This window comes from Deinococcus terrestris (genome assembly GCF_009377345.1).
GTDB classification, from domain to species: Bacteria; Deinococcota; Deinococci; order Deinococcales; family Deinococcaceae; genus Deinococcus; species Deinococcus terrestris.
Genome location: NZ_WBSL01000002.1, coordinates 407,077 through 426,726, shown reverse-complemented (window position 1 = coordinate 426,726; position 19,650 = coordinate 407,077). Strand labels below are relative to the sequence as shown.

At 71.4% G+C, this 19,650-nt stretch carries 28 protein-coding genes; 16 read left to right on the top strand and 12 right to left on the bottom strand.

Annotated elements, in window-relative coordinates:
* Nucleotides 1–70: 70 nt before the first annotated feature.
* The gene (rpmA, locus tag F8S09_RS08055) at nucleotides 71–346 is read right to left on the bottom strand and encodes a 50S ribosomal protein L27 (RefSeq protein WP_152870911.1); all 276 of its coding nucleotides are present in this window, start codon (nucleotides 344–346) and stop codon (nucleotides 71–73) included.
* 139 nt (nucleotides 347–485) lie between these two features.
* A complete protein-coding gene (gene rplU / locus F8S09_RS08050) occupies nucleotides 486–788 on the bottom strand; it encodes a 50S ribosomal protein L21 (RefSeq protein WP_152870908.1) in 303 nt (100 codons plus the stop codon).
* A 401-nt stretch (nucleotides 789–1,189) separates the two neighbouring features.
* On the opposite strand from rplU, the gene F8S09_RS17950 reads away from it, so the two are divergent.
* From F8S09_RS17950 to F8S09_RS08020, 6 genes are all read left to right on the top strand, one after another.
* A complete protein-coding gene (locus tag F8S09_RS17950; RefSeq protein ID WP_322618646.1) occupies nucleotides 1,190–1,552 on the top strand; it encodes a YkvA family protein in 363 nt (120 codons plus the stop codon).
* 33 nt (nucleotides 1,553–1,585) lie between these two features.
* Nucleotides 1,586–2,248, top strand: coding sequence for a response regulator transcription factor (locus F8S09_RS08040; protein WP_152870904.1), 663 nt, complete (start codon nucleotides 1,586–1,588; stop codon nucleotides 2,246–2,248).
* Nucleotides 2,249–2,306: 58 nt separating this feature from the next.
* Nucleotides 2,307–3,677 (top strand): sensor histidine kinase, encoded by a 1,371-nt coding sequence (locus F8S09_RS08035; RefSeq protein ID WP_152870901.1) that lies wholly within the window; start codon nucleotides 2,307–2,309, stop codon nucleotides 3,675–3,677.
* Entirely contained in the window at nucleotides 3,674–4,471 is a 798-nt protein-coding gene (locus tag F8S09_RS08030; RefSeq protein WP_152870898.1) for an NTP transferase domain-containing protein, read from the top strand. Before F8S09_RS08035 ends, F8S09_RS08030 begins: the two co-directional genes overlap by 4 nt.
* A 103-nt stretch (nucleotides 4,472–4,574) precedes the next feature.
* Nucleotides 4,575–4,811 carry a ferredoxin gene (locus F8S09_RS08025; protein ID WP_152870895.1) on the top strand — a complete coding sequence of 79 codons (237 nt, stop codon included), beginning with the start codon at nucleotides 4,575–4,577 and terminating at the stop codon, nucleotides 4,809–4,811.
* Nucleotides 4,812–5,102: 291 nt separating this feature from the next.
* On the top strand, nucleotides 5,103–6,035 hold the full coding sequence (locus F8S09_RS08020; protein ID WP_322618645.1) for a magnesium transporter CorA family protein: 933 nt from the start codon (nucleotides 5,103–5,105) through the stop codon (nucleotides 6,033–6,035).
* Between the two features lie 19 nt (nucleotides 6,036–6,054).
* On the opposite strand, the gene F8S09_RS08015 is transcribed toward F8S09_RS08020, so the two are convergent.
* The gene (locus F8S09_RS08015) at nucleotides 6,055–6,237 is read right to left on the bottom strand and encodes a hypothetical protein (protein WP_152870890.1); all 183 of its coding nucleotides are present in this window, start codon (nucleotides 6,235–6,237) and stop codon (nucleotides 6,055–6,057) included.
* A 29-nt stretch (nucleotides 6,238–6,266) separates the two neighbouring features.
* Here F8S09_RS08015 and F8S09_RS08010 point away from each other — a divergent pair, with 29 nt between their 5' ends.
* Together F8S09_RS08010 and rdgB are read left to right on the top strand one after the other, a co-directional pair.
* Nucleotides 6,267–6,953 carry a hypothetical protein gene (locus F8S09_RS08010; protein WP_152870887.1) on the top strand — a complete coding sequence of 229 codons (687 nt, stop codon included), beginning with the start codon at nucleotides 6,267–6,269 and terminating at the stop codon, nucleotides 6,951–6,953.
* A gap of 70 nt (nucleotides 6,954–7,023) precedes the next feature.
* The gene (gene rdgB, locus F8S09_RS08005) at nucleotides 7,024–7,623 is read left to right on the top strand and encodes an RdgB/HAM1 family non-canonical purine NTP pyrophosphatase (RefSeq protein WP_152871043.1); all 600 of its coding nucleotides are present in this window, start codon (nucleotides 7,024–7,026) and stop codon (nucleotides 7,621–7,623) included.
* 63 nt (nucleotides 7,624–7,686) lie between these two features.
* On the opposite strand, the gene F8S09_RS08000 is transcribed toward rdgB, so the two are convergent.
* Entirely contained in the window at nucleotides 7,687–8,127 is a 441-nt protein-coding gene (locus F8S09_RS08000; protein WP_152870884.1) for a SufE family protein, read from the bottom strand.
* A gap of 109 nt (nucleotides 8,128–8,236) precedes the next feature.
* Here F8S09_RS08000 and F8S09_RS07995 point away from each other — a divergent pair, with 109 nt between their 5' ends.
* From F8S09_RS07995 to F8S09_RS07980, 4 genes are all read left to right on the top strand, one after another.
* Nucleotides 8,237–9,097, top strand: a complete 861-nt coding sequence (locus tag F8S09_RS07995) for a sulfurtransferase (RefSeq protein ID WP_152870882.1) — start codon at nucleotides 8,237–8,239, stop codon at nucleotides 9,095–9,097.
* A gap of 183 nt (nucleotides 9,098–9,280) precedes the next feature.
* A complete protein-coding gene (locus F8S09_RS07990) occupies nucleotides 9,281–9,685 on the top strand; it encodes a hypothetical protein (RefSeq protein WP_152870879.1) in 405 nt (134 codons plus the stop codon).
* Nucleotides 9,661–10,194, top strand: coding sequence for a GNAT family N-acetyltransferase (locus F8S09_RS07985; protein ID WP_322618663.1), 534 nt, complete (start codon nucleotides 9,661–9,663; stop codon nucleotides 10,192–10,194). Before F8S09_RS07990 ends, F8S09_RS07985 begins: the two co-directional genes overlap by 25 nt.
* On the top strand, nucleotides 10,191–10,439 hold the full coding sequence (locus tag F8S09_RS07980; protein WP_152870875.1) for a hypothetical protein: 249 nt from the start codon (nucleotides 10,191–10,193) through the stop codon (nucleotides 10,437–10,439). Before F8S09_RS07985 ends, F8S09_RS07980 begins: the two co-directional genes overlap by 4 nt.
* A gap of 10 nt (nucleotides 10,440–10,449) precedes the next feature.
* On the opposite strand, the gene F8S09_RS07975 is transcribed toward F8S09_RS07980, so the two are convergent.
* From F8S09_RS07975 to F8S09_RS07965, 3 genes are all read right to left on the bottom strand, one after another.
* Nucleotides 10,450–11,154 carry an IclR family transcriptional regulator gene (locus F8S09_RS07975; RefSeq protein ID WP_322618644.1) on the bottom strand — a complete coding sequence of 235 codons (705 nt, stop codon included), beginning with the start codon at nucleotides 11,152–11,154 and terminating at the stop codon, nucleotides 10,450–10,452.
* A 207-nt stretch (nucleotides 11,155–11,361) separates the two neighbouring features.
* The gene (locus tag F8S09_RS07970) at nucleotides 11,362–11,541 is read right to left on the bottom strand and encodes a hypothetical protein (protein WP_152870873.1); all 180 of its coding nucleotides are present in this window, start codon (nucleotides 11,539–11,541) and stop codon (nucleotides 11,362–11,364) included.
* Entirely contained in the window at nucleotides 11,538–12,770 is a 1,233-nt protein-coding gene (locus F8S09_RS07965) for an MFS transporter (protein WP_152870870.1), read from the bottom strand. Before F8S09_RS07965 ends, F8S09_RS07970 begins: the two co-directional genes overlap by 4 nt.
* A 74-nt stretch (nucleotides 12,771–12,844) precedes the next feature.
* On the opposite strand from F8S09_RS07965, the gene F8S09_RS07960 reads away from it, so the two are divergent.
* Entirely contained in the window at nucleotides 12,845–13,486 is a 642-nt protein-coding gene (locus F8S09_RS07960) for a helix-turn-helix domain-containing protein (RefSeq protein ID WP_152870867.1), read from the top strand.
* 3 nt (nucleotides 13,487–13,489) lie between these two features.
* Here the strand turns inward: F8S09_RS07960 and F8S09_RS07955 are convergent, their stop codons facing one another.
* From F8S09_RS07955 to F8S09_RS07945, 3 genes are all read right to left on the bottom strand, one after another.
* Nucleotides 13,490–14,527: a sugar phosphate nucleotidyltransferase gene (locus tag F8S09_RS07955; RefSeq protein WP_152870864.1), complete on the bottom strand. Its 1,038-nt coding sequence runs from the start codon at nucleotides 14,525–14,527 to the stop codon at nucleotides 13,490–13,492.
* 62 nt (nucleotides 14,528–14,589) lie between these two features.
* Nucleotides 14,590–14,979: a hypothetical protein gene (locus F8S09_RS07950; RefSeq protein WP_152870861.1), complete on the bottom strand. Its 390-nt coding sequence runs from the start codon at nucleotides 14,977–14,979 to the stop codon at nucleotides 14,590–14,592.
* Nucleotides 14,976–15,887 (bottom strand): alpha/beta fold hydrolase, encoded by a 912-nt coding sequence (locus F8S09_RS07945; protein WP_152870859.1) that lies wholly within the window; start codon nucleotides 15,885–15,887, stop codon nucleotides 14,976–14,978. The genes F8S09_RS07950 and F8S09_RS07945 overlap by 4 nt, the downstream gene beginning before the upstream one ends.
* A 91-nt stretch (nucleotides 15,888–15,978) precedes the next feature.
* On the opposite strand from F8S09_RS07945, the gene F8S09_RS07940 reads away from it, so the two are divergent.
* Nucleotides 15,979–16,305 (top strand): hypothetical protein, encoded by a 327-nt coding sequence (locus tag F8S09_RS07940; protein ID WP_227978561.1) that lies wholly within the window; start codon nucleotides 15,979–15,981, stop codon nucleotides 16,303–16,305.
* A 235-nt stretch (nucleotides 16,306–16,540) separates the two neighbouring features.
* Nucleotides 16,541–17,209 carry a response regulator transcription factor gene (locus tag F8S09_RS07935; protein WP_104991656.1) on the top strand — a complete coding sequence of 223 codons (669 nt, stop codon included), beginning with the start codon at nucleotides 16,541–16,543 and terminating at the stop codon, nucleotides 17,207–17,209.
* A gap of 48 nt (nucleotides 17,210–17,257) precedes the next feature.
* Here F8S09_RS07935 and F8S09_RS07930 read toward each other — a convergent pair whose 3' ends face one another.
* The gene (locus F8S09_RS07930) at nucleotides 17,258–17,941 is read right to left on the bottom strand and encodes a dienelactone hydrolase family protein (RefSeq protein WP_152870856.1); all 684 of its coding nucleotides are present in this window, start codon (nucleotides 17,939–17,941) and stop codon (nucleotides 17,258–17,260) included.
* A 49-nt stretch (nucleotides 17,942–17,990) separates the two neighbouring features.
* On the opposite strand from F8S09_RS07930, the gene F8S09_RS07925 reads away from it, so the two are divergent.
* The gene (locus F8S09_RS07925) at nucleotides 17,991–18,902 is read left to right on the top strand and encodes a P1 family peptidase (RefSeq protein WP_407643656.1); all 912 of its coding nucleotides are present in this window, start codon (nucleotides 17,991–17,993) and stop codon (nucleotides 18,900–18,902) included.
* On the opposite strand, the gene F8S09_RS07920 is transcribed toward F8S09_RS07925, so the two are convergent.
* Nucleotides 18,886–19,620 carry a GNAT family N-acetyltransferase gene (locus F8S09_RS07920; RefSeq protein ID WP_227978560.1) on the bottom strand — a complete coding sequence of 245 codons (735 nt, stop codon included), beginning with the start codon at nucleotides 19,618–19,620 and terminating at the stop codon, nucleotides 18,886–18,888. The two genes, F8S09_RS07925 and F8S09_RS07920, sit on opposite strands and share 17 nt — an antisense overlap.
* Between the last annotated feature and the right edge of the window lie 30 nt (nucleotides 19,621–19,650).

Sequence of the window (19,650 nt, the reverse complement as noted above, 5' to 3'; positions counted from 1 at the left end):
CCTGTTATGGAGTCTCAAAAAAAGCGCGCCCCGCCACGTCGCCGGGCAGGGCGTGCCGTACAGCCGTGTGTCAGTCGGCGGCGACGGGCGCCTGCACCGTCTCGACGCTGATAAAACGGCCCTTCTCGCCCCGGTTGGTGAAGATGACCTTGCCATCCACCAGCGCGAAGAGGGTGTGGTCGCGGCCCATGCCGACGCCCTGGCCCGCCTTGAACTTGGTGCCGCGCTGCCGAACGAGGATGTTCCCGGCGACGACGGCTTCGCCGCCGAACTTCTTCACGCCCAGGTACTTGGGGTTGCTGTCACGTCCGTTCTTGGACGAACCCACGCCTTTCTTGTGTGCCATTTCAGTTCACCTCTCCTGCTGCGAAACTCGCTCTGTTCCGTGTCCCTCGGACACTGCACCTCGGGCCGCTCCACGCCGCGAGTTCCTGGTCTGCCCCTTCTCGCTCCGCTCGGTTCTCGCCAGGGAGCGAGAACGGGGATTAGCCCTTGATGCCCGTGATCCGGATCGCCGTGTAGTTCTGGCGGTGCCCGGTGCGGCGGCGGTACTGGATGCCGCTCTTGTACTTGCGGATGTAGATCTTGGGGCCGCGGCCGTGCTCGACGACCTCGGCTTCCACGCTGTAGCGCCCGGCGCCTTCACCGAAGATGGCCTGCTCGCCGCCCACGAAGAGGGGGGTCAGGCTCAGGGTCTGTCCGGCTTCGCCCGTGAGGGACTCCACACGCACGACGTCGCCTTCCTGCACGCGGTACTGCTTGCCGCCGCTTTGAATGATTGCAAACATCTCTTCCCTTCCTCCTGCCGCGCCGGGAACGCTGCCCCGGTGTCCGGCCTTCTTCGCTCGCCCGGCCCGCCCAAGAACGGGGGGCGAGTCACCAGTGGAAAATCCTAGCACACCGCCCGCGCCGGAGCCACATGCCGAACGTGCCCGAACCGGACGGAGTCTCCTCGGGGAGAGCGCCGGAACGAGCCAATCATCACCTGCCCCCGCAGTGGGAGCGCTTTCGTGGTGATGGGTCGCTGCGGTGTCTCTCGCGTGTCCTCGCGGTACACGCTGGCTCGGCGGCGGGGCCGAGTCAGTTGCCTGGGGGAACCTCCGGGGTGGGCGGCGCACGGGCCGCTTTGCCTGCGGGTCAGGATAGCAGAGGCGGCAACCCGCAACCCCCTTTCCCCGTATCTATCCCCGTGATCCTCCGACTGCGCCGCATCTGGCGGGACGCCCTGACGCTGCTGCTCGCCCTGCGCGACCGCCGCACGCCCGCACGGGCACGGCTGGCGGCCCTGGCCGCACTCGCGTATGCGCTGAGCCCGGTGGACCTGCTGCCCGAGGCCCTGCCGCTACTGGGCGTGGGCGACGACCTCGTGGTGGTGCCCACGGTGCTCGCGCTCGCGGCGCGGGGGCTTCCCCCAGCCGTGCTGGCGGACGCGCGGGCACGGAGCGGGCGGCTTGCGCGGCGCTTGCCGTGGCTGCTGCCCTCACTGGGATTGCTGTTCCTGGCCGGGGTGGTGGGGCTGGGGTGGGCCTTGCTCCGAACGCTGGGCGGTTAACGCCCGTTTCATTCACCCCTCTAGACTGACCCCATGCGCCTGCTGTTTGTCGAGGACGACCCCCGCATCGCGGAGCCGACGCTGGGCGCCCTGCGCGAGGCGGGCTACGCGGCGACGTGGCGGCAGACCGGGCCAGAGGGCCTGGAGGAGGCGCTCGTCGGCGAGTATCCCCTCGTCGTGCTAGACGTGATGTTGCCGGGCATGGACGGCTTCGAGATCGCGCGGGAGCTGCGCTCGGCGGGGTCGGAGGCGGCCATCCTCTTCCTGACCGCGCGGGGCGAGCTGGAAGACCGGGTGCAGGGCCTTGACCTCGGTGGGGACGCCTACCTCGTCAAGCCGTTCGCGGTGCCCGAGCTGCTTGCCACCCTGCGGGCCTTGTCGCGGCGCGAGCGCGGAGCGCCCAGTCCGCGCGTGACCTTCGCGGGCGGGCGTGGGGTGCTGGACACGGTGGCCCGCGTGGTGACCTGGGACGGGGCGGAGGTCGCGGTGACGGGCCGCGAGTACGCGCTACTCGAAGCCCTCGCGCTGGCCCCCGACCGCTGGTTTACCCGCGAGGAGTTGCTCGACCGGGTCTGGGGGCCGGAGTTCGGCGGCGAGGCCCGCATCGTGGACGTGTACGTGCGCTACCTGCGCCGCAAGCTCGCGCCGGAGGCCGTGAGCAGCGAGCGGGGTCGGGGCTACCGGGTGGAGCGGTGAGGGGGTCGCCAGGAACCCGTCGGCAGTCGCCATCCCTCCGGCCTCTGCCTGCGCTCCCATGCGGCTGACCCTCCGCGCCCGGCTCGCGCTGACGGCGGGGCTGGCGACGGCGCTGGCCGCCGTGCTGGTGGCGGTGGGCCTCTTTGTCGCAGTCAACCGGTTGCTGTGGGTGTCGCAGGTCGAGGGGCTTCAGAATGCGGCGAGCGCGGTCCAAGTGCGGGTGGAGCGGGCGCTGGACGAGTCGGCGCGGTCGTTCGGGGTGGGCGTGCTGTCGTCGGGCGGGTTGGAGCGGCTCGCGGACGCGGACGCGCAGACCCGCGGCCTCGAACTGCGGCTGAGCGGTCCCGGCGGGCAGGTGCAGACGCCGCGCTTTCCCGCCGAGGTGGACACCGCCCTCCCGCCAGACGTGTACACGCTGGACGGCCGACTCCTCGCCGTGCGGTCCCTGCGGGGTGGGGGGCGGCTGGCGGTGCTCTCGGACGCGCCCGTGCTGACCGAGGCGCGGCGGGCCTTCACACGGGCGCTGGCGTGGCTGCTGCCGCTGGTGCTGGCGCTCGCGGCAGGGCTGGGGTACGCGGTGGCCGGGCGGCTGCTGGCCCCGGTGCGGCGGCTGGAGGGCGCGGCGCGGCGCATCGGGGCGGGGGGCGACCTGCGCTCGCCGCTGCCCGGCGCGGGCGAGGGCGACGAACTCGCGCGGCTGGCCCGCACGCTGGAGGGGGCCTTCGGGCGGGTGGCCGACGCCCGCGACCGCGAGCAGGACTTCGTGCGGGCCGCCGCCCATGACCTGCGCTCGCCGCTGGCCGCCCTGACCGCGCGGGTGGACGCCACCCTCACCCACGACCGCGAGCCCGAACGCTACCGGGCCGAACTGCGCGAGCTGGGCACCGACCTCACCCGGCTTTCCACCCTCACCAACCACCTGCTGCTGCTGGCCCGCGACCCGGCGGCCCTCTCGCGGGAGGCCGTGCCCCTGCGCGACCTCGCGGCGGAGGCGGTGGACCGCGCCCGCGAGCTGTCCCCCGAAGCCGACGTGGACCTGATCGCGCCGCAGGCCCTGACCACGTACGGCGACCGGGTGCTGCTGGGGCAGGCGGTGTGGAACCTCACCGCGAACGCCCTGCTGCACGCGCCGGGCGCGGCTGTGACCGTGACCGTGCGCCCCGACGGGGCAGGTGGGGCAGAGGTGGAGGTCCGCGACGACGGCCCCGGCGTGGACGCGGCGACCCTGGCCCGGCTGGGCGAGGCCTTTTACCGCCCCGACGCCAGCCGCACCGCCGGGGGGCACGGGCTGGGGCTGGCGCTGGCCCGCCGCGCGGCGGAGGTGCATGGGGGCGAGCTGCGGCTCTGGGGTGCCCCCGGCGGGGGGTTCACGGCCACGCTGCACCTTCCGGCCCGTGGGGGGGGCGGGGTGGTACGCTCTCGCGCATGAGTCATGAGCAGGCTGCCCCCGCCCCGCAGTGGAGCGCCGTCGTGCTGGGCGGCGGCGACCCCGGCGACCCCTTCGCGGCGGCGCATGGGGTCAGCGTCAAGGGGCTGATTCCGGTGGCGGGCGAGCCGATGGCGCTGCATGTGCTGCGGGCGCTACGCGGCAGTGGGCGAGTGGGCCGGGTGGCCTACGTCGGCCCAACGACGCCCGAGATGGACCTTCTCATCGACGAGCGCGTCACCGACCACGGCACCCTGCTGAGCAACCTGGAGGCCGGGGTGGAGGCCCTGAGCGCCCGTGGCCTCGCCCCCGGCGAGCGCGTGATCGTGGCGACGGCGGATATTCCGCTGGTGACGGCCGCGCAACTCTCGGACGTGCTGGACGCCGCGCCCGGCGACGCGGCCCTCGTCTACCCGGTGGTCCCCCGCGAGGAGTGCGAGGCCGCCTTTCCCGGCGTGCAGCGCACCTACGCCCGGCTGCGCGAGGGGAGTTTTACCGGGGGCAACGTCTTCCTGCTGGACCCCCGGCTGGTGGGCGAGTTCCTGCCCCGGCTGCGCGAGGTGCTCGACGCCCGCAAGGCCCCCCTGCGCCTCGCCGCCCTGATCGGCCCCGGCGTGCTGCTGCGGCTGCTGACCCGCCGCCTGACGGTGCCCGAACTGGAAGGCAAGGTCAGCGCCATCCTGGGGGTGAAGGCCCGTGCCCTGATCACCGGGCACGCCGCCATCGGCACCGACGTGGACAAGGACGCCGACCTCGCGCTGGCCGAGCGGCACCTGGGGGCAGTGGGGCAATCCTGACAGGATAAGTCGGGTTTTTGGCGTACAGCTCGGAAAATTCTAAGGCGGAACTGTGGGTGTTCCCGCCTTGCGGCCCCCCGGAGGCGCAGGCATACTGTCCCGCATGCCTCACGTGATTGTCAGCCCCTGCATCGGCGTCAAGGACAACGCCTGCACCGAAGTTTGCCCCGTGGAGTGCATATATGACGCGGGCGAGATGTTCCTGATCCACCCCGACGAGTGCATCGACTGCGGCGCCTGCGTGCCCGCCTGCCCCGTCAGCGCCATCTTCCCCGAAGAAGACGTGCCCGCCGGGGAAACCGAGTTCATCGTCAAAAACCGCGCTTTCTTCGGCCTCTGAGCCTTCCCGTCCCCGCCCTGCCCCGGTCGCTGTGCCGGGGCTTTTGGCTGGCCGCGCCGCGCTGCTAGCATGGCGATTGGTGCCCGCGCGCCGGCGCTCCCGAAAGGAGGTGATGACGTGACTCCCGACTCCCCGACCGACCACGAGCCGCCCAGTTCCGAGCTGGCAGGTTCTGAGTTGGCAGATTCCAGGCGGGCCGGTCCCGGCGGTCTCCTGCCCCGGCCTCACGCATCCCACCCCCGGAGGACGCGCCATGCCCCATCCCTACCCTGACCCCTGCGGCGGGCTGCCGTGCTGACCTACTACCGCAGCATCGGCGGCAAGCTCCAGCTCGCGGACGGCTACGTCGACGGCGGCTGGATTCACGTCGTCGCGCCCACCGCCGAGGAACTCGCCCGCGTGAGCCGCGAGACGGGCCTGGAACTCGATTACCTGAATTACCCCCTCGACCCCGACGAGCGCTCGCGCTTCGAGCGGGAAGACGGCCAGCTCCTGATCATCATGCAGACGAGCTACCGCCTGGGCGAGGACAGTGACATCCCCTACGACACCGTGCCACTGGGCATCCTGCACACCGACCACTGCCTCGTGACCGTGTGCGCGACCGAGAATCCGGTGGTCAACGACGTGGTGAATGGCCTGGTGCGGCGGGTCTCCACAGCCAAGAAAAACCGCCTGACCCTGCAACTCTTCCTCCGCAACGCCCAGCGCTTCCTGATCGACGTGCGCCAGATCAACAAGCGGGTGGACGCCATCGAGGACCGCATGGAGACGGCCACCCGCAACAAGGAACTGATGGACCTCCTCAAGCTCGAAAAGAGCCTCGTGTACTTCATCACCGGCCTCAAGGCGAACGAGGCGATGATGGAGCGCGTCAAGCGCGACCGCATCTTCGAGATGTACGAGGAAGACTCCGAGCTGCTCGACGACGTGCTGATCGAGAACCTTCAGGCCATCGAGATGGCGAGCATCGCCAGCAACATCCTGACCAGCATGGCGGGGGCCTTCGCTTCCGTCATCAGCAACAACGTGCAGGAGGTCGTGAAGGTGCTCACCGTGACGACCATCCTGGTGGCGATTCCCACGCTGGTCACCAGCATCTTCGGGATGAACGTGCCGCTCCCCTTTCAGGAAAACCCCGAGGCGCTGTGGATCGTGCTGGGCATCGCCACGGCGCTGGCAGGAATCCTGGCCTTCCTGTTCTATCGCTGGCGGGTGTTCTGAGGCGGGGAGTCCGGCAGAGTCACAGGATTCGGCCCAGCAGAGAGATCAGGCCCATGACCATCAGCAGCCCCAGGACACCGACCGTGACCATAAGCTGACCGATCCTCCGCTCACGTTGACCCTTTTGCCCGGAAGACATCCACAGGACTGCCCCCACGATCAAGAGCACCAGCAGAGTGACCACTGGAATGGCGATCCCCATGAGTCACCCACGCCAACACAGGCCCACATATGACTGACCTCCGCTCCGGCACCCGGTTCGCCGTCTACCTCTGCCCCCCGTCAGGCCACCCCTATTACGAGGCGGGCAGCGACCTGCTGGGCTACGACGTGCGGGCGGGCCGGGCGCGGCCCCTGCCGGACTTCCTGCGGGCGGAGGATCAGGCCGACGCTGGACCCTACGGCCTTCACCTCACCGTCGTGGAGGGATTTTTCACCGACCCCGCCCTGTGGCCGGACATAGAGGCCGAGGTGCGGGCGTGCGTGGCCTGCCTCTCGCCGGGGGCCGTGCTGACCCTGACAGGCGGGCGGGTGGAGGTCTGGGACGGCGGGGAGACGTGGGTGCATCGGCTGGACGCCAACGCGCCCCTGCTGGTGCTGCATACGCTCCTGCTGGCGCGGCTTTCCCGCTTCGTGACGGCTTCGCCCTTTGAGGGCAAGGTCACTCCCGAATCCCCCGCCTTTGAGCGGGCGCGGATGGCCCTGCTGCACACCCCGCGCGGGCTGGACTCCTGGCAGCCGCACTTCACGCTGGTGCAGCCATACGGAGGCGGAGACCCGGCGGGCCTGCGGGCACGGCTGGGGGCGCTGACGGCTCCCCACCAGACCCAGACCTTCCGCTCGGTGGCCCTGTTTGAAAAGCGGGAGGGCGAGGAGCGCTGGCGGGTGCGGGCCGAGGTGCCGCTGGGCGGCGACTGAAGCTCTGCCCGCCCCTCCCGTCGTCTACACTCGGCGGGTGACGAGTGACGCGGGCGGGAACGGGAACGGAATGCGGGTGGTCGTGGCGACTGGCAACGCAGGCAAGGTGCGCGAGATCGGCGCGGCCCTCTCTGGCCTGGGGTGGGCTTTGGAGGGCCTCGGCGGGCTGCCCCTCCCCGAGGAGACGGGCGCCACCTACGAGGAAAACGCGGCCCTGAAAGCCTGCGCCGCCTCCCTGACCACCCGCCTCCCTGCCCTGGCCGACGACTCGGGGCTGGAGGTGGAAGCCCTGGGGGGGCAGCCCGGCGTCTACAGCGCCCGCTTTGGGGGACGCAGCAGCGATCTGGAGCGCAGCCTCTATCTCCTAGAGCAACTGCGCCGCGCCCCCACCCGCCGCGCCAAATTCGTCTCGGTGATCGTCCTCGCCTACCCCGACGGCCACGTGGAAAGCTACCGGGGCGAGCTGCCCGGCACGCTGCTGGAAGGCCCGCGCGGGGAACATGGCTTCGGCTACGACCCCCTCTTCGTGCCCGACGGCGAAACGCGCACCCTGGCCGAGATGACCCTAGAGGAAAAGCAGGCCATCAGCCACCGGGGCCGGGCACTCGCGGCGCTGCGGGAAGCGCACCGCAACGGACCGCCGCCGCGCGAGGTGAAGAGGGCAGAGTAAAGGTCGTTGGGGGAACAACAAAGGGGGGAGACGTTCCGCACGTCTCCCCCTTGCCTTTCTGGGTTAAGCCCCTTCCCGCACCTCGTTCTTCAGCCGCATCAGGATCGCGCCCATGCCGCGCAGGCGCATCGGCGTGATGAGTTCGGTCAGGCCCATATCCATGTAGAACTGGTCCGGGATATTCAGGATCGTCTCGGGCGACTCGCCCTGCAAGGCTTCATGCAGGATGCCCGCGTAGCCGCGCACGGTGGGCGCTTCCTCCGGCACCTTGAAGTACATGTTCACGCCGCCGCCTTCGGTCTTCTCCGTAACCAGGAAAAAGGGGCTGGCGCACTCGGGCACCGGCTGGAGGAACTCGGGGTGCTCGACGTACTTCTCGGGCAGGGGCGGCAGTTTCTTGCTGTATTCCAGCAGGGCCTGAAGGCGCAGCGGCTTGGGCGCGGACTTGAACAGGCTCACGATCTCTTGGAGCTTCTCGGGAAGGGGGGGGGCCGCGTCGGTCATGCGGTCACTGTACCCCCCCGGCCGGGCGCGGTATGGTGAGGGTCACTCAGTTGACCCTTTTGGTCAACCATTGCCCGAGTCGCTTACACTCACCCCTGGAGGATCAGCTATGGATTACGCGAAAGACGTGCTGGTGAGCACCGAATGGGTCGCCGAGAACCTGAACCGCGAAGGCATCCGCCTCGTGGAAGTGGACGAGGACATCCTGCTGTACGAGACCGGGCACATTCCCGGCGCCGTGAAGATCGACTGGCAGGGCGACTTCTGGCATCCCCAGGAGCGCGAGTTCATCAGCGCCGAGGAATTGTCGGCCCTGCTGGGTCGGCTCGGCCTCAAGCCCGGCGACCAGATCGTCCTGTACGGCGACAAGAGTAACTGGTGGGCGGCCTACGCCTACTGGTTCCTGAGCTACAACGGCGTCCAGAACCTCAAGCTGATGAACGGCGGGCGCCAGAAGTGGGTCGCGGAAGGCCGCGAGCTGACGACCGACGTGCCGAGCTACGAGCCCACCGAGTACCCTGCCCTGCGCCGCGACGAGAGCCTGCGGGCCTACCGCGACGAGGTCAAGGCCCATATCGAGGCCGTCCGCGCCGGGCAGGGCGCGATGGTGGATGTCCGCAGCCCCGACGAGTTCTCGGGCAAGGTCACCCACATGCCCAACTACCCGCAAGAAGGCGTGCTGCGCGGCGGTCACATTCCCGGCGCGGCGAACATCCCCTGGGCGCGGGCCACGAACGAGGACGGCACCTTCAAGAGCGCCGACGAGCTGAAGGCCCTGTACGAGGGCGAGGGCGTGACCCCCGACAAGGACGTGATCGCCTACTGCCGCATCGCGGAGCGTTCCAGCCACTCGTGGTTCGTGCTGCGCGAGCTGCTGGGCTACCCCAAGGTGCGCAACTACGACGGCTCGTGGACCGAGTGGGGCAACGCGGTGGGCCTGCCCATCGAGAAGACGTACTCGGAGGCGTAACCGCGCCTCCCGGGGCGCCGCTCCCCGTCAGGTGAGCCGTGGAAGTTCTCCACGGCTCGCCTGATCTGCATGGTTGATCTGCGTTTTGCCCCCGCAGCATGAAGCCTTGGTGGCCCCGGCGCCGCGCCGTTCCCCTCCGGTCAGGGGAAGCGCGGACCGGGGTCTGCCCGCTAGGGTGGGGACATGACGTTTCTGCTGCTCCTGCTCGTGGCCGTCGCCGTGGCCGCCCTGCTGCTGGCCCGGCGCTCCCGCTCCTCGGCGGCGCCCCGGCCTCCCGGCACGGCGGGCCTCGACGAGGACGTGGCCGAGCGCCCCGAGGTGGACCCCGCCGCCGTCGCCGCCGCCCGCGCCCGCATCTCCGCCGACGTGCCTGACGAGGTGCTCTCCGACGCGCTGCTGGACGCCACGCCCAAACAGCTCGCCTCCATGCTGGCGGCCGTCCCCGCCGAGGTGATGGCGGGCGCGGTGGGCCGACCGACCGGAGCCGGGACGGTCCAGCAGGCCAGCCGTGAGGACCTCGCCAGCCTGAAAAAGGTCAGCGAGTCGGTGGACGACCTCGAAATCTGGAGCTTCGGGGACAAGAACTGACCGTCACCCTGCGCTCCCTGCGTCCCGGCGACGAGGAAGCCGCCGTGCGCTGGGCCGCTGACCCCGAGTTCTGCCGGGCGGCGGGCTGGACCGTCGGGCTGGCTGGGAGGGTGGTGCGGCGGCACTGGCAGGGCATCATCGCGGGAACGGCCCCAGACTTCCGGCGGCTGGGGGTGGAGTACGGTGGACGGCTCGTCGGCTACGTGGACCTCGCAGGCCTGAGCGTCGTGTCGGGAGAGTTCGGCATCGCCCTCGGAGAGCGGGCGCTGTGGGGCCGGGGCGTGGGCACGCGGGCCGGACGGCTCCTGCTCGCGCACGCTTTTGATGACCTCGGCCTGCACACCGTGACCGCCGAGGTCCACCGCCCCAACCTGCCCTCGCACGCCCTGATGCGGCGGCTGGGCTTCCGCGAGGTGGGTGAGGGCGGACCGGACGAGTACCGGGGCGAGCGGGTGCCGACCGTGTGGTACGCGCTGGGACGGGAGGACTGGGCTAAGCTCTCCCCATGACGGGCGAGGTGCGGCGGCCCCTGCTGAATATTCCCGGCGACGAAGCCGGGCGCGGCCTGCGGGTGGACCTTCTGACCGACGGGCGGGTGCGGGTGCGCGTCCTTCCCGCCGGTCCCGACCTGTGGGCCGGGACGCTGGAGGAAGCCGCCGCCCTCGCGGGGATGCTGCCCGGCGTCAGTCCGGCCGCGCTGGAGCAACTCGCCTGGGAACTCGACCTGATGGCCCTGCGCGGGGGAGACGGTTGACCCAACCCCTCTAGTGCAGCCCCTCGGCCTCGCGCACGATGCCCAGCACGCGCTCGCGGATGGCCCGCTCCTCGCGCAGGTAACGCTGGGCGCTCATCTGCACGCCGATGGCGGCGACCACCTGCCCGCCGTGTTGGTAGGGCACGCCCAGGGTGCATTGCCCCGGAATCCATTCCTCGATGGAATAGGCGTAGCCCCGGCGCCGCACCCGGCCGAGTTCGGTGCGCCACTCGTCGGGGGTGGTGATGCTGTTCACGGTACAGGCGGCGAACTCGCGCGGCTGCACGTCGCCGTAGGCGTACAGGATCTTGCCGCTCGCGGTGGCGGTCGCCGGGAGGTAGATGTCGAGCGGCAGGTCGATGTCGGCGTCGGGGTGACGCTCGCGGATCGCGCACACGACCTCCTCGCCCTCCAGGATGCACAGGAAGGCCACCGCCCGCACCTCCAGCGCCAGCCGGGTGATCAGGGCGCGGGCATCCGGAAACCAGGGCAGCGCCGAGGTGAGGTGGGCGCCCATCTCCGCGATGTGCCACGACAGCCGGTATCGCCCCGCCGGGGTGCGGCGCAGAAAGCCCGCCCCGGTCAGCCCGGCGAGGTAGGCGTGGGCCGTGGCCCGAGGCACGCCGAGGTGCGCCGCGAGTGCCCGCACCCCCCACTCGGGCTGCTCGGCGCTGAAGGCCCCCAGGATGCTGGCCGCTTTCTGAAGGGAGAGCACGTGTCCAGCTTACAGGGACGTGGGGCTTTTGGTCACGCCCAGTCACGCTTGGACCCGGTTCAGCCCGGCGGCCCCAGCAGTTCCTCGCGGTCGCCGGGGCTCAGGGGAGGGTCGCCGTCCATCCTGCCCCCACCCCGGCCCTGGCGTTGCCGGCCCTGAGCTTAGTGGCTCGCACGGCGGGCGCAGGTTGGGCCTTGAGGGTGAGGGTCAGCCGTCCTCGTCTTCGGGCTCGCGCTCCTCGGGGGGCTGGAAGCGGGCGTGGTCCTCGGTGGGAGTGAGGTTGCCGCGCTCGGCGTCGGCGGGGCCGGTGTCCACCCCGCTGATGACGACCTCGCCCTGGGGCTCAGGCGAAACGGGACCGGTCGGCTGGGCAGGAGGGCGGGTCATGCCCCAGGGTACGACGGCGCGGACGGTGCGGGGAGAGCGGGCGAGCGCCGCAGCGCCCCGGCCCAGACCAGTGCCCCCAGGGCGCAGACGGCCCCGACCCCCGCGAACAGAGCCGCGACGGGCACCCGGTCGGCCACGGGCGCCAGGGCCAGCAATGTCAGTGGCATCCCGGCCACGCCCGCCATGCTCAGCAGGCTGCCGACCCGTCCGTAGAACTCGGGCTGCACCCGCGTCTGAAAAGTCAGGCTGATCCCGACATTCGTGGCGGCGAGGGCCAGGCCCGTCAGCACCGCCACGGTGTACATCTGCCCCGCCGTTCCCGTCAGCGAGAGCGCCAGGAACCCCGCCCCGAGTCCCGCGAAGCCCAGGACGCTCAGGAGCGCGGGGTTCACCCGTGGCCCCAGCGCGGCGAGAAACAGGCTCCCGGCAGCCATCCCGCCCGTCAGCGCCCCGAAAAAGAGCCCGAAGCCCTGTGCCCCCGCCCCCAGCGCGAGCATTCGCGCGGGCAGCAGCATCTCCAGCGGGGCGAGCGAGGCGTTCACGACGAGCACGATCAGCGGCAGCAGCGTCAGCAGGGGCTGGCTCCGCACGTAGCGCAGTCCCGCCCGCAGGTCGGCCCCGACCGATGTGCGCTCTGCCCGCTCTGGACGCGCGGGAAAGCGCACGAAGGCGAGCAGCGCCGCGAACAGCAAGAAGGCCGCCCCGTCCAGCAGCAGCGCCGGGGCACTGCCGAAGTGCGAGACCAGCGCCCCACCGCCGATCAGCCCGATCAGTGCCAGCGTCTGATTCGTGCCCTGCATCAGCCCGGTGGCGCGGGGCAGGTGCGCGGCGGGCACCAGTCGGGGCAGCACGCCCAGGCTGGCCGGTTGGTAAAAGGCGGTGATCAGCCCCGTCAGCAGCGCGGCGAGGTGCAGCGCCTCCACGGTCACGGTGCCCTGAAGGGCCGCCCAGCCCACCGCGAGCTGAATCAACCCGCGCCCCACGTTGCCCAGCATCAGCGGGAGGCGCAGCGGCAGGCGGTCGGCCAGCGCCCCCGCCAGTGGCGAGAGCAGCATCGGCGCCAGCGTCAGCGCGAGGTTCACGCCCATCTGCCCGCTCGACCCGCTCACTTTCAACACCAGGAAGCTCAGGGCGATGCCCGCGAGCGCCTGCCCCAGCGCCGATCCCGCCGCGCCCAGCCACCACAGGATAAAGTCACGGGTCCAGAGTCGGTCGGGTCGGTGCGTCATGCCTCCAGCCTGGCCCCGGCCCAACTCCCGGCGACAGGGCCGGGTGGGAGTTGGGGACGGTTACGCTGAGGCCCATGTTCCCGGCCCGAACCGCCACCGCCCGGCAGGCGGCCCTACTGCTCGACCCGGCGCTCGACCCTCTGCTTTCGGCGCTCGCCAGGGCGGGGGAGGGGGGCGTGGGGGCCGCCGACCTCGCCCGGAGGGCAGGCACGCCGCTCTCGACCACCCATGCCCGGCTGGAGCGCCTGCGGGCCGCCGGGGTGGTCGTGGAGGTGGGACAGCGGACGCGATCTGGCCGTCCGGTGCGGCTCTACTGCTTGCCGCTGCCCTGGCAGATCCCCTTCGAGGTCACGCCCGCCGCTGGCCTGCGCGAGCTGCTGGGCGGCGGCTTCGAGCGCCGCTTGCGGGGACACCTCGACCAACTCGCGGGGCGGATGGACGTGCTGGGCGAGCGCTGGAGCATGACCCTGGACTGCTCGGAGTCGGGCGAACTGCTGCATATCTTCGGGCACGATGGGGGTGGGGGTCACCCGCTGCCGCCCGAACCCTTGCTCGCCAGTGGGGCAGACCTCCGGCTGACCACCGCCCGCGCCGGAGAGTTGCAGCGGCGGCTGTGGGAGTTGCTGGAGGAGTATTCCCACGCCCAGGACTCCGGTGAAGTCCCCACCTGGAGCGTGACGATGTTGCTGACCCCGGAGATCGGGGACGGGGGGTGAGGCCTACACCCGCAGCACGCTGTGGTCCCCCAGCGTGAGTTGCACCCCGTCGCCAGTCGGCGCGGTCACGGTGGCCCGGCGGCCGATCACCGCGTGCGAGAGGGGCCGTGAGGGGTGCAGCACCCGCGCCCCCTCGTCGATCAGGGAGTCGCGCAGGGTCGCGCCCTCCAGCACCGCCCCCGATCCCACGCTGACGTTTGGCCCCAGCACGCAGCCGCGCACGCTCGCGCCGGAGCCGATCCACACCGGCCCGGTGACGTGCGAGCCGTGGACCCCGGCGCCTGCCTCCACCACCACCGTGCCCGACAGGGTGCTGCCCTCGACCTCGCCGTCCACACGCGGCGAGAGGCCCGCGAGGACATGCGCTCCCGCCGTCAGCAGGTCATGGGGCGTGCCCGCGTCGGCCCAGTAGCCGCCCAGCGGCACGGCCCGCACCCGCCCGCCCCCCGCCACTACCCGCGCGAGGGCCTGCGGGAATTCGATTTCGCCGCGCTCGCTGGCCTCCAGCCGGGCGACCTCGTCCAGCACGTGGGGCTGAAAGGCGAAGACCCCGCAGGCGGCGAGGTCGCTCAGGGGCTCGGCGGGTTTCTCGTGCAGGCCGGTCAGCCAGCCTTCCCGCACCGTCGCCACCCCGTAGGCGCGGGGGTCGGGCACCTGCTTGACGGCCAGCACCGCGTCGGCCCCGGCGAGCGCGGCGAGCAGTGGGCCAAGCGGGTCCGTGAACAGGTTGTCGCCCAGATACACCACGCCCGCCTCGCCCCCGAAAAAGTCGCGGGCGGTCAGCGCCGCGTGCCCGGTGCCGCGCGGCTCGTGCTGGTGCAGATAGGTCAGGGGGCCTTCCTGGCAGGCCGCCTCGCGCAGCTCGGCCTCGTGGGCGGGGCTGGTCACCACCGCGATCTCGCCGACCCCCGCTGCCCGCAGCGCCCGCACCCCACGGGCCAGCAGGGACACCCCCGCGATGGGCAGCGCAGGCTTGGGCCGCCCCGCACTCAGGGGCAGCAGACGGCGACCGCGCCCGGCGGCCAGAATCACGGCTTTCATAAGGGTGCCGCCAGTCTAGCGGGTTTGCTGTGAGCGGGCGGGGAGGAGGCGTAAGGCCAGGTCTACCGGCTGCCGATCTGCTTGCCTCTGCCAAGCGTCAGGCTGAGCACGCCGTAATAAAAGAGGATGTTGACCAGCAAGTTTCCCAGACTGAAGGAATCGTCGGGGCCGACACGTCCAACCACTGAAACGGCAGCGCTGTCCGTGATGAACGCGGTGGGCCATCCCCAGCCGGTCACGAGGTTGAGGCACTTCCCTTCGATCTGGCCCCCGATCTGGAAGGACGGTTCGCACAGGTTTCCGGCAAAGGCGATGTGATTCGGTGAGGAGATGACTCCCGACGCGAGTCCGAGAAGGGCAGCCAGGAGAAGAGGCTTTATCCCCGCCCTCTGCTGTTTCTCCGGGTGGGACGACACGCCTGGTGCCTCGCGCCCGGATGGGGCGGTCTTCACCGGGACAGCGCCTCCTCCAGCGCCTCCGCGAAGGCGTCCTCGTCGTCGAGCCAGGGGTAGTGCCCGGCGTCGAGGACGGTCACGTCGGCCCCGGCGAGGTCGGCCAGCCACTCGACCTGCTCGGGGTAACTCGTGCGGTCGTGGACTCCCGCAATCACGAAGACCGGGCGGCGGAGTTCCTGGAGGAAGGGGGGATACTCGAACTCCCACAGGCCCTGGTTGACGAGCGCCTGCTGCACCTCGCCGCCCCCGGCCAGCTGGCCCTCCGCGTCGATGAATTCCAGCCGCATCCGGCTGGGGGCGTCGCGGAAGTGCAGCGCGTTGAGCAGGTCACGGGCGTTGACGAGCGAGAAGGCCGCCTCGATGCGGGCCGCGCCCACGGGCGGATACTCGCCTTCCGGGGTGCGGGCACGCAGGGCAGGGGCAGGGTCGTCGAGAGGCTGGCCCCGGCGGGCCGAGGCCTCCGCGAGCAGGGTCAGGGCGAGTTCGGGGAAATGCACCCAGGGATTGACGACCACCACGCGGGCGGTCCGCACCGGAAAGCGCCGGGCATATTCCAGCGCGGGCAGCGCCCCGAACCCGTGTCCCAGCGGCACGATCTGCTCGAAGCCGAGGTGCTCGCGCAGCGCCTCCACGTCGGCCACCAGGGTATCGAGGTCGAGGGTGTCGGCGCCCTGCTCGGTGTCCTCCAGCGCCCCGCTGCGCCCGGAGCCGCGCTGGTCGAGGTACACCACCCGCCGCTCCTCCAGCCGCTCCCCGAAGAGGTCCTGAAAGGAATAGCTGTTGTAGCCGGGACCGCCATGGAGAAAGACGAGGGGCGGGAGGTCGCTGTCCTCCGGTCCCGTCACCTCGAAATACAGGTCGGCGCCGTTGAGCCGTACGGAAGAGGGGTCGCCTTGCCAGGTCATGCGGGCATTGTAGGTGGGGCGCTTCCCGGCTGGCCCAGGCATTGTGCCGCCTGCCCCGTCGCTGGGCGGGGGGAGGGCTACCCTGGCGGGCATGACCGAGTCCCCGATCCCCGCTCCCGACTCAGGGCAGGACGGCTCAGCGCAAGACGGCCGGGTGCAGGGCATCGCCTTCACGCTGGGCGGGGTGGACGAGCTGACCTTCGCCCGCATCCTGCGCGACGTGACGCGCGACGCCGCCTTCGCCCGGCCGCTCGCGGTGCAGGCGCAGGAGCCCCGGCCCGGCCAGGAGGCCCGCCTGACCCTGATCTTCGCACCGGGCGAGCGCACGAGGGCGGTTGCGGCGATGCAGCGCCTCAAGACCGTGCTGTTGCGCCACGGGGTGCAGGTGGACTCGGTGCGGGTGCCGGGCGAGGGATAGAGAGCGGCGGAGAGGGCACGAGCGGCGGCGCCGCTCACAGGCGGTTTCCCGGAACCTGACCCGGCGTTAAGGGACCGTAAACCGCCCCGGTCCCCTCCCCCCGGCGCCCGCCCCTACGATGACCGTTAATCGGCAGGCGGCCCCACCGGGGCGTCCGGTGGGCTCGCCTCGCCACTCCCTTTCCTTCCCGACCGAAAGCCGTGGCCCCTGGGGCCGGAGACAAGGGGCACCCACCATGGAACAACGCATCCTGCTCATCGAAGACAATCCCGACATCACCCGCGTCGTGCAGTACGAACTCGAACAGGCCGGGTACAAGGTGCTGACCGCCCCCGATGGGGTGACCGGCCTGACGAGCGCCCGCGAAAACAGCCCCGAACTCGTCATCCTCGACCTCGGCCTGCCCGACTTCGACGGGGCGGAAATCGCCCGGCGCCTGCGCAAGACCAGCAGCGTGCCCATCATCATCCTGACGGCGATGGACGCGGTCGACCGCAAGGTGAACCTGCTCGAAGCGGGCGCGGACGACTACATGACCAAGCCCTTTCACCCGGAGGAACTCGTCGCCCGCGTCAAGGTGCAGCTCCGGCACCAGCAGCACGGCGAGGTGATCTCCATCGGGGCGCTGGAAATCCACCCCCAGAAGCGGCTGTGCCACTACAACGGCCACGAGGTCCGCCTCTCGCCCAAGGAGTTCGACCTGCTGACCTTCCTGGCCCGGCAGCCGGGGCGTGTTTACTCGCGCCAGGAAATCGAGCGCGAGGTCTGGAACGGCGAACTGCCCAGCAACTCCAACGTGGTGGACGTCCACATGGCGAACATGCGGGCCAAGCTGCGCGACCTCGACGGGTACGGGATTATCCGCACCGTGCGCGGCATCGGATATGCGCTGAAGACGCCCTGAGCCCCGGCGCACCCGGAGAGACCCCGCCCGGTGCGGGGTCTTGCCCATTCAGGCAGGTCCGACCACGTGCTCGTCGAAAAAGGCCATCACCCGGTTCCAGGCGTCCTCGCTCGCCACCGCGTCGAAGGCCGGGCCACGGTTGGCAAAGGAGTGCTGGGTGCCGGGGTAGACCTTGATGTCGTTGGGGATGCCCGCCGCGTCCAGTTCCGCCCGCAGCGCCCGGCCCGGCCCGGCGGTGGCGTCGCGCTCCGGGTAGCTGCCCACGACCGGACAACTCCGGCGCACCGCCTCCAGCGGGCGGGGGTTGAAGCCGTAGTAGGGGGCGATGGCCTTCAGGCGGCTGTCGGTGCAGGCCAGCGCCACGGCGAGGCTGTCGCCCATACAAAACCCGATGGCCCCCAGCCGCGAGGCGTCCACACCCGGCAGTTCGCCCAGCACCGTCAGCGCCTGCCGGAGGTCACGCACGCCCTGATGCTCCAGCGGGTTCAGGAAGAGGCCCCCCAGCAGGCGCGTCATGCACACCGCCCGGTTCCCCGCCGAGAAGAGGTCCACCGCCAGCGCCACGTACCCCGCCCGCGCGAACCGGTCCGCCACGCGCCGGATGTCGTCGTTGAGCCCGAAGACCTCGTGCAGCACGAGAACCCCCGGTGCGTCCCCACGCGGCGCGGCGGGCCGGGCGAGGGCGGCAGAGAGGGCGCGGCCCCCCGAGCGGAAGGTCAGTTCTTCAGCCATGCTCCACCGTACTCCGCTGCCTGCCCGTCCCGCGTGGTGCAATGCGGACGTGACTGCCCCCAACACGACCCTGACCGCCATCCCCGGCTTCCGCGTGGGCCACTGGACCGACCCCGTGGGCCTGACCGGCTGCACGGTGATCCTCTGCCCGGACGCGGGCGCGGTGGCCTCGGCGTCCTTTCTGGGTCCCAGCCCCGGCACGCGGGAGGGGGTGCTGCTCTCGCCGGAGAAGAAGGTGGAGCGCGTCCACGCCCTGCTGCTGACGGGCGGCAGCGCCTTCGGCCTCACGGCGGCGTCCGGGGTGGTGCGGGTGCTGGAGGAACGCGGGCTGGGCCACGAGACCCCGTGGGCGCGGGTGCCCCTCGTTCCAGCGGCGGTGGTGTACGACCTCGGGGTGGGGGACCCGAGAGCCAGGCCCGGCGACCGCGAGGGCGAACTCGCGGCGCGGGCGGCGTCGGCAGCCCCGGTCGAGCGTGGGCGCGTCGGCGCGGGGACGGGCACGACGGCGGGCAAGTACCTCGGGATCGGGGCGGTGCCGGGCGGGCTGGGCAGCGTGTATCTGGAGCGGCACGGGGTCGCGGTCGGGGCGCTCGCGGTTGTCAATCCCATCGGGGACGTGCTGGACGAGCGGGGCGGGGTGCTGGCCGGGCCGGGGGTGGGGCCGGGCGCGGCGGCCTTCACGCCCGGCGACGTGGAGAGCACCACCCTGGTCGCGGTCGCCACCGAGCACCTGCTCACCAAGCCCGAAGCCCGCCGCCTCGCGGACGCCGCGCAAACGGCGCTGGGGCGGGTCATTCACCCCAGCCATACCCCCTGGGACGGGGACAGCGCCTTCGTGCTGAGCGCGGGGACCCGGCCCCCCGCCGACCCCCTGCTGCTCGTTGCGCTGGTGCAGAAGGCCGTGTGCGCGGCGGTGCGCGACGCGGTGCGGGTGGCGAACGGGCTTACCCCGCCCGCGTAAACGTCAGCCGCACGCCCGCCACCTGGAACCCCACCCGCCGCACATTGCGCTCGCTGCCCGACCCCGGCGTCACGAACACGCTGGCGAGGTCGGCCCCCGCTGCGGCGGCGCGGTGTAGGCGAGCGGCGAGGAGGGTGGCCTGCACGCCCCGGCCCCGGAACTCCGGCCGGGTGGACGTGCCGTAAAATGCGGCCACCCCCTGTGTCACGCTCAGCGCGGCGCTTCCGGCGGGCTGCTCGTCCACCTCGGCCACCAGCCGGACGGTGCCGGGCGCGTGGGCCACGAGGCGCATGATCGCCTCCGCGCCCGGCCCGAAACCGCGTGCGGAGAGGTCGGCCCACAGGTTGGCGTCCGGTTCCTCGCGGACGGTCAGGGTGGGAGCGGGTGGCAGGGCGTTCAGGTCGTGCGTGTAAGCGTGCAGCACGTAGGCCAGCTCATACCCCCGCTCACGCATGGCCGGGAGCAGCGCGGGCGCGGCGTGCGAGAGGACATGCAGGGTAGTGGGTTGCCCATGCTCAGCGCTGAAGGCCTCGAAGCCGTCCAGCTCAGCCTCTGTCAGCCCATCTGTACCGTCGTGCCACGCCGCATTCACCGGAAGATTCAGTCCAGCGTGGACGGCCACCAGCGGACCGAAATGGGCGACCGCGCCGAACTCGCCGGAGCGGGCGTGCGCGGCGGCTTCCGCACGGGCCAGGCGGGGGAGGGGGTCTGACTTCATCCCCCCATCCTGCCTCCCTTTCGGCTGCAT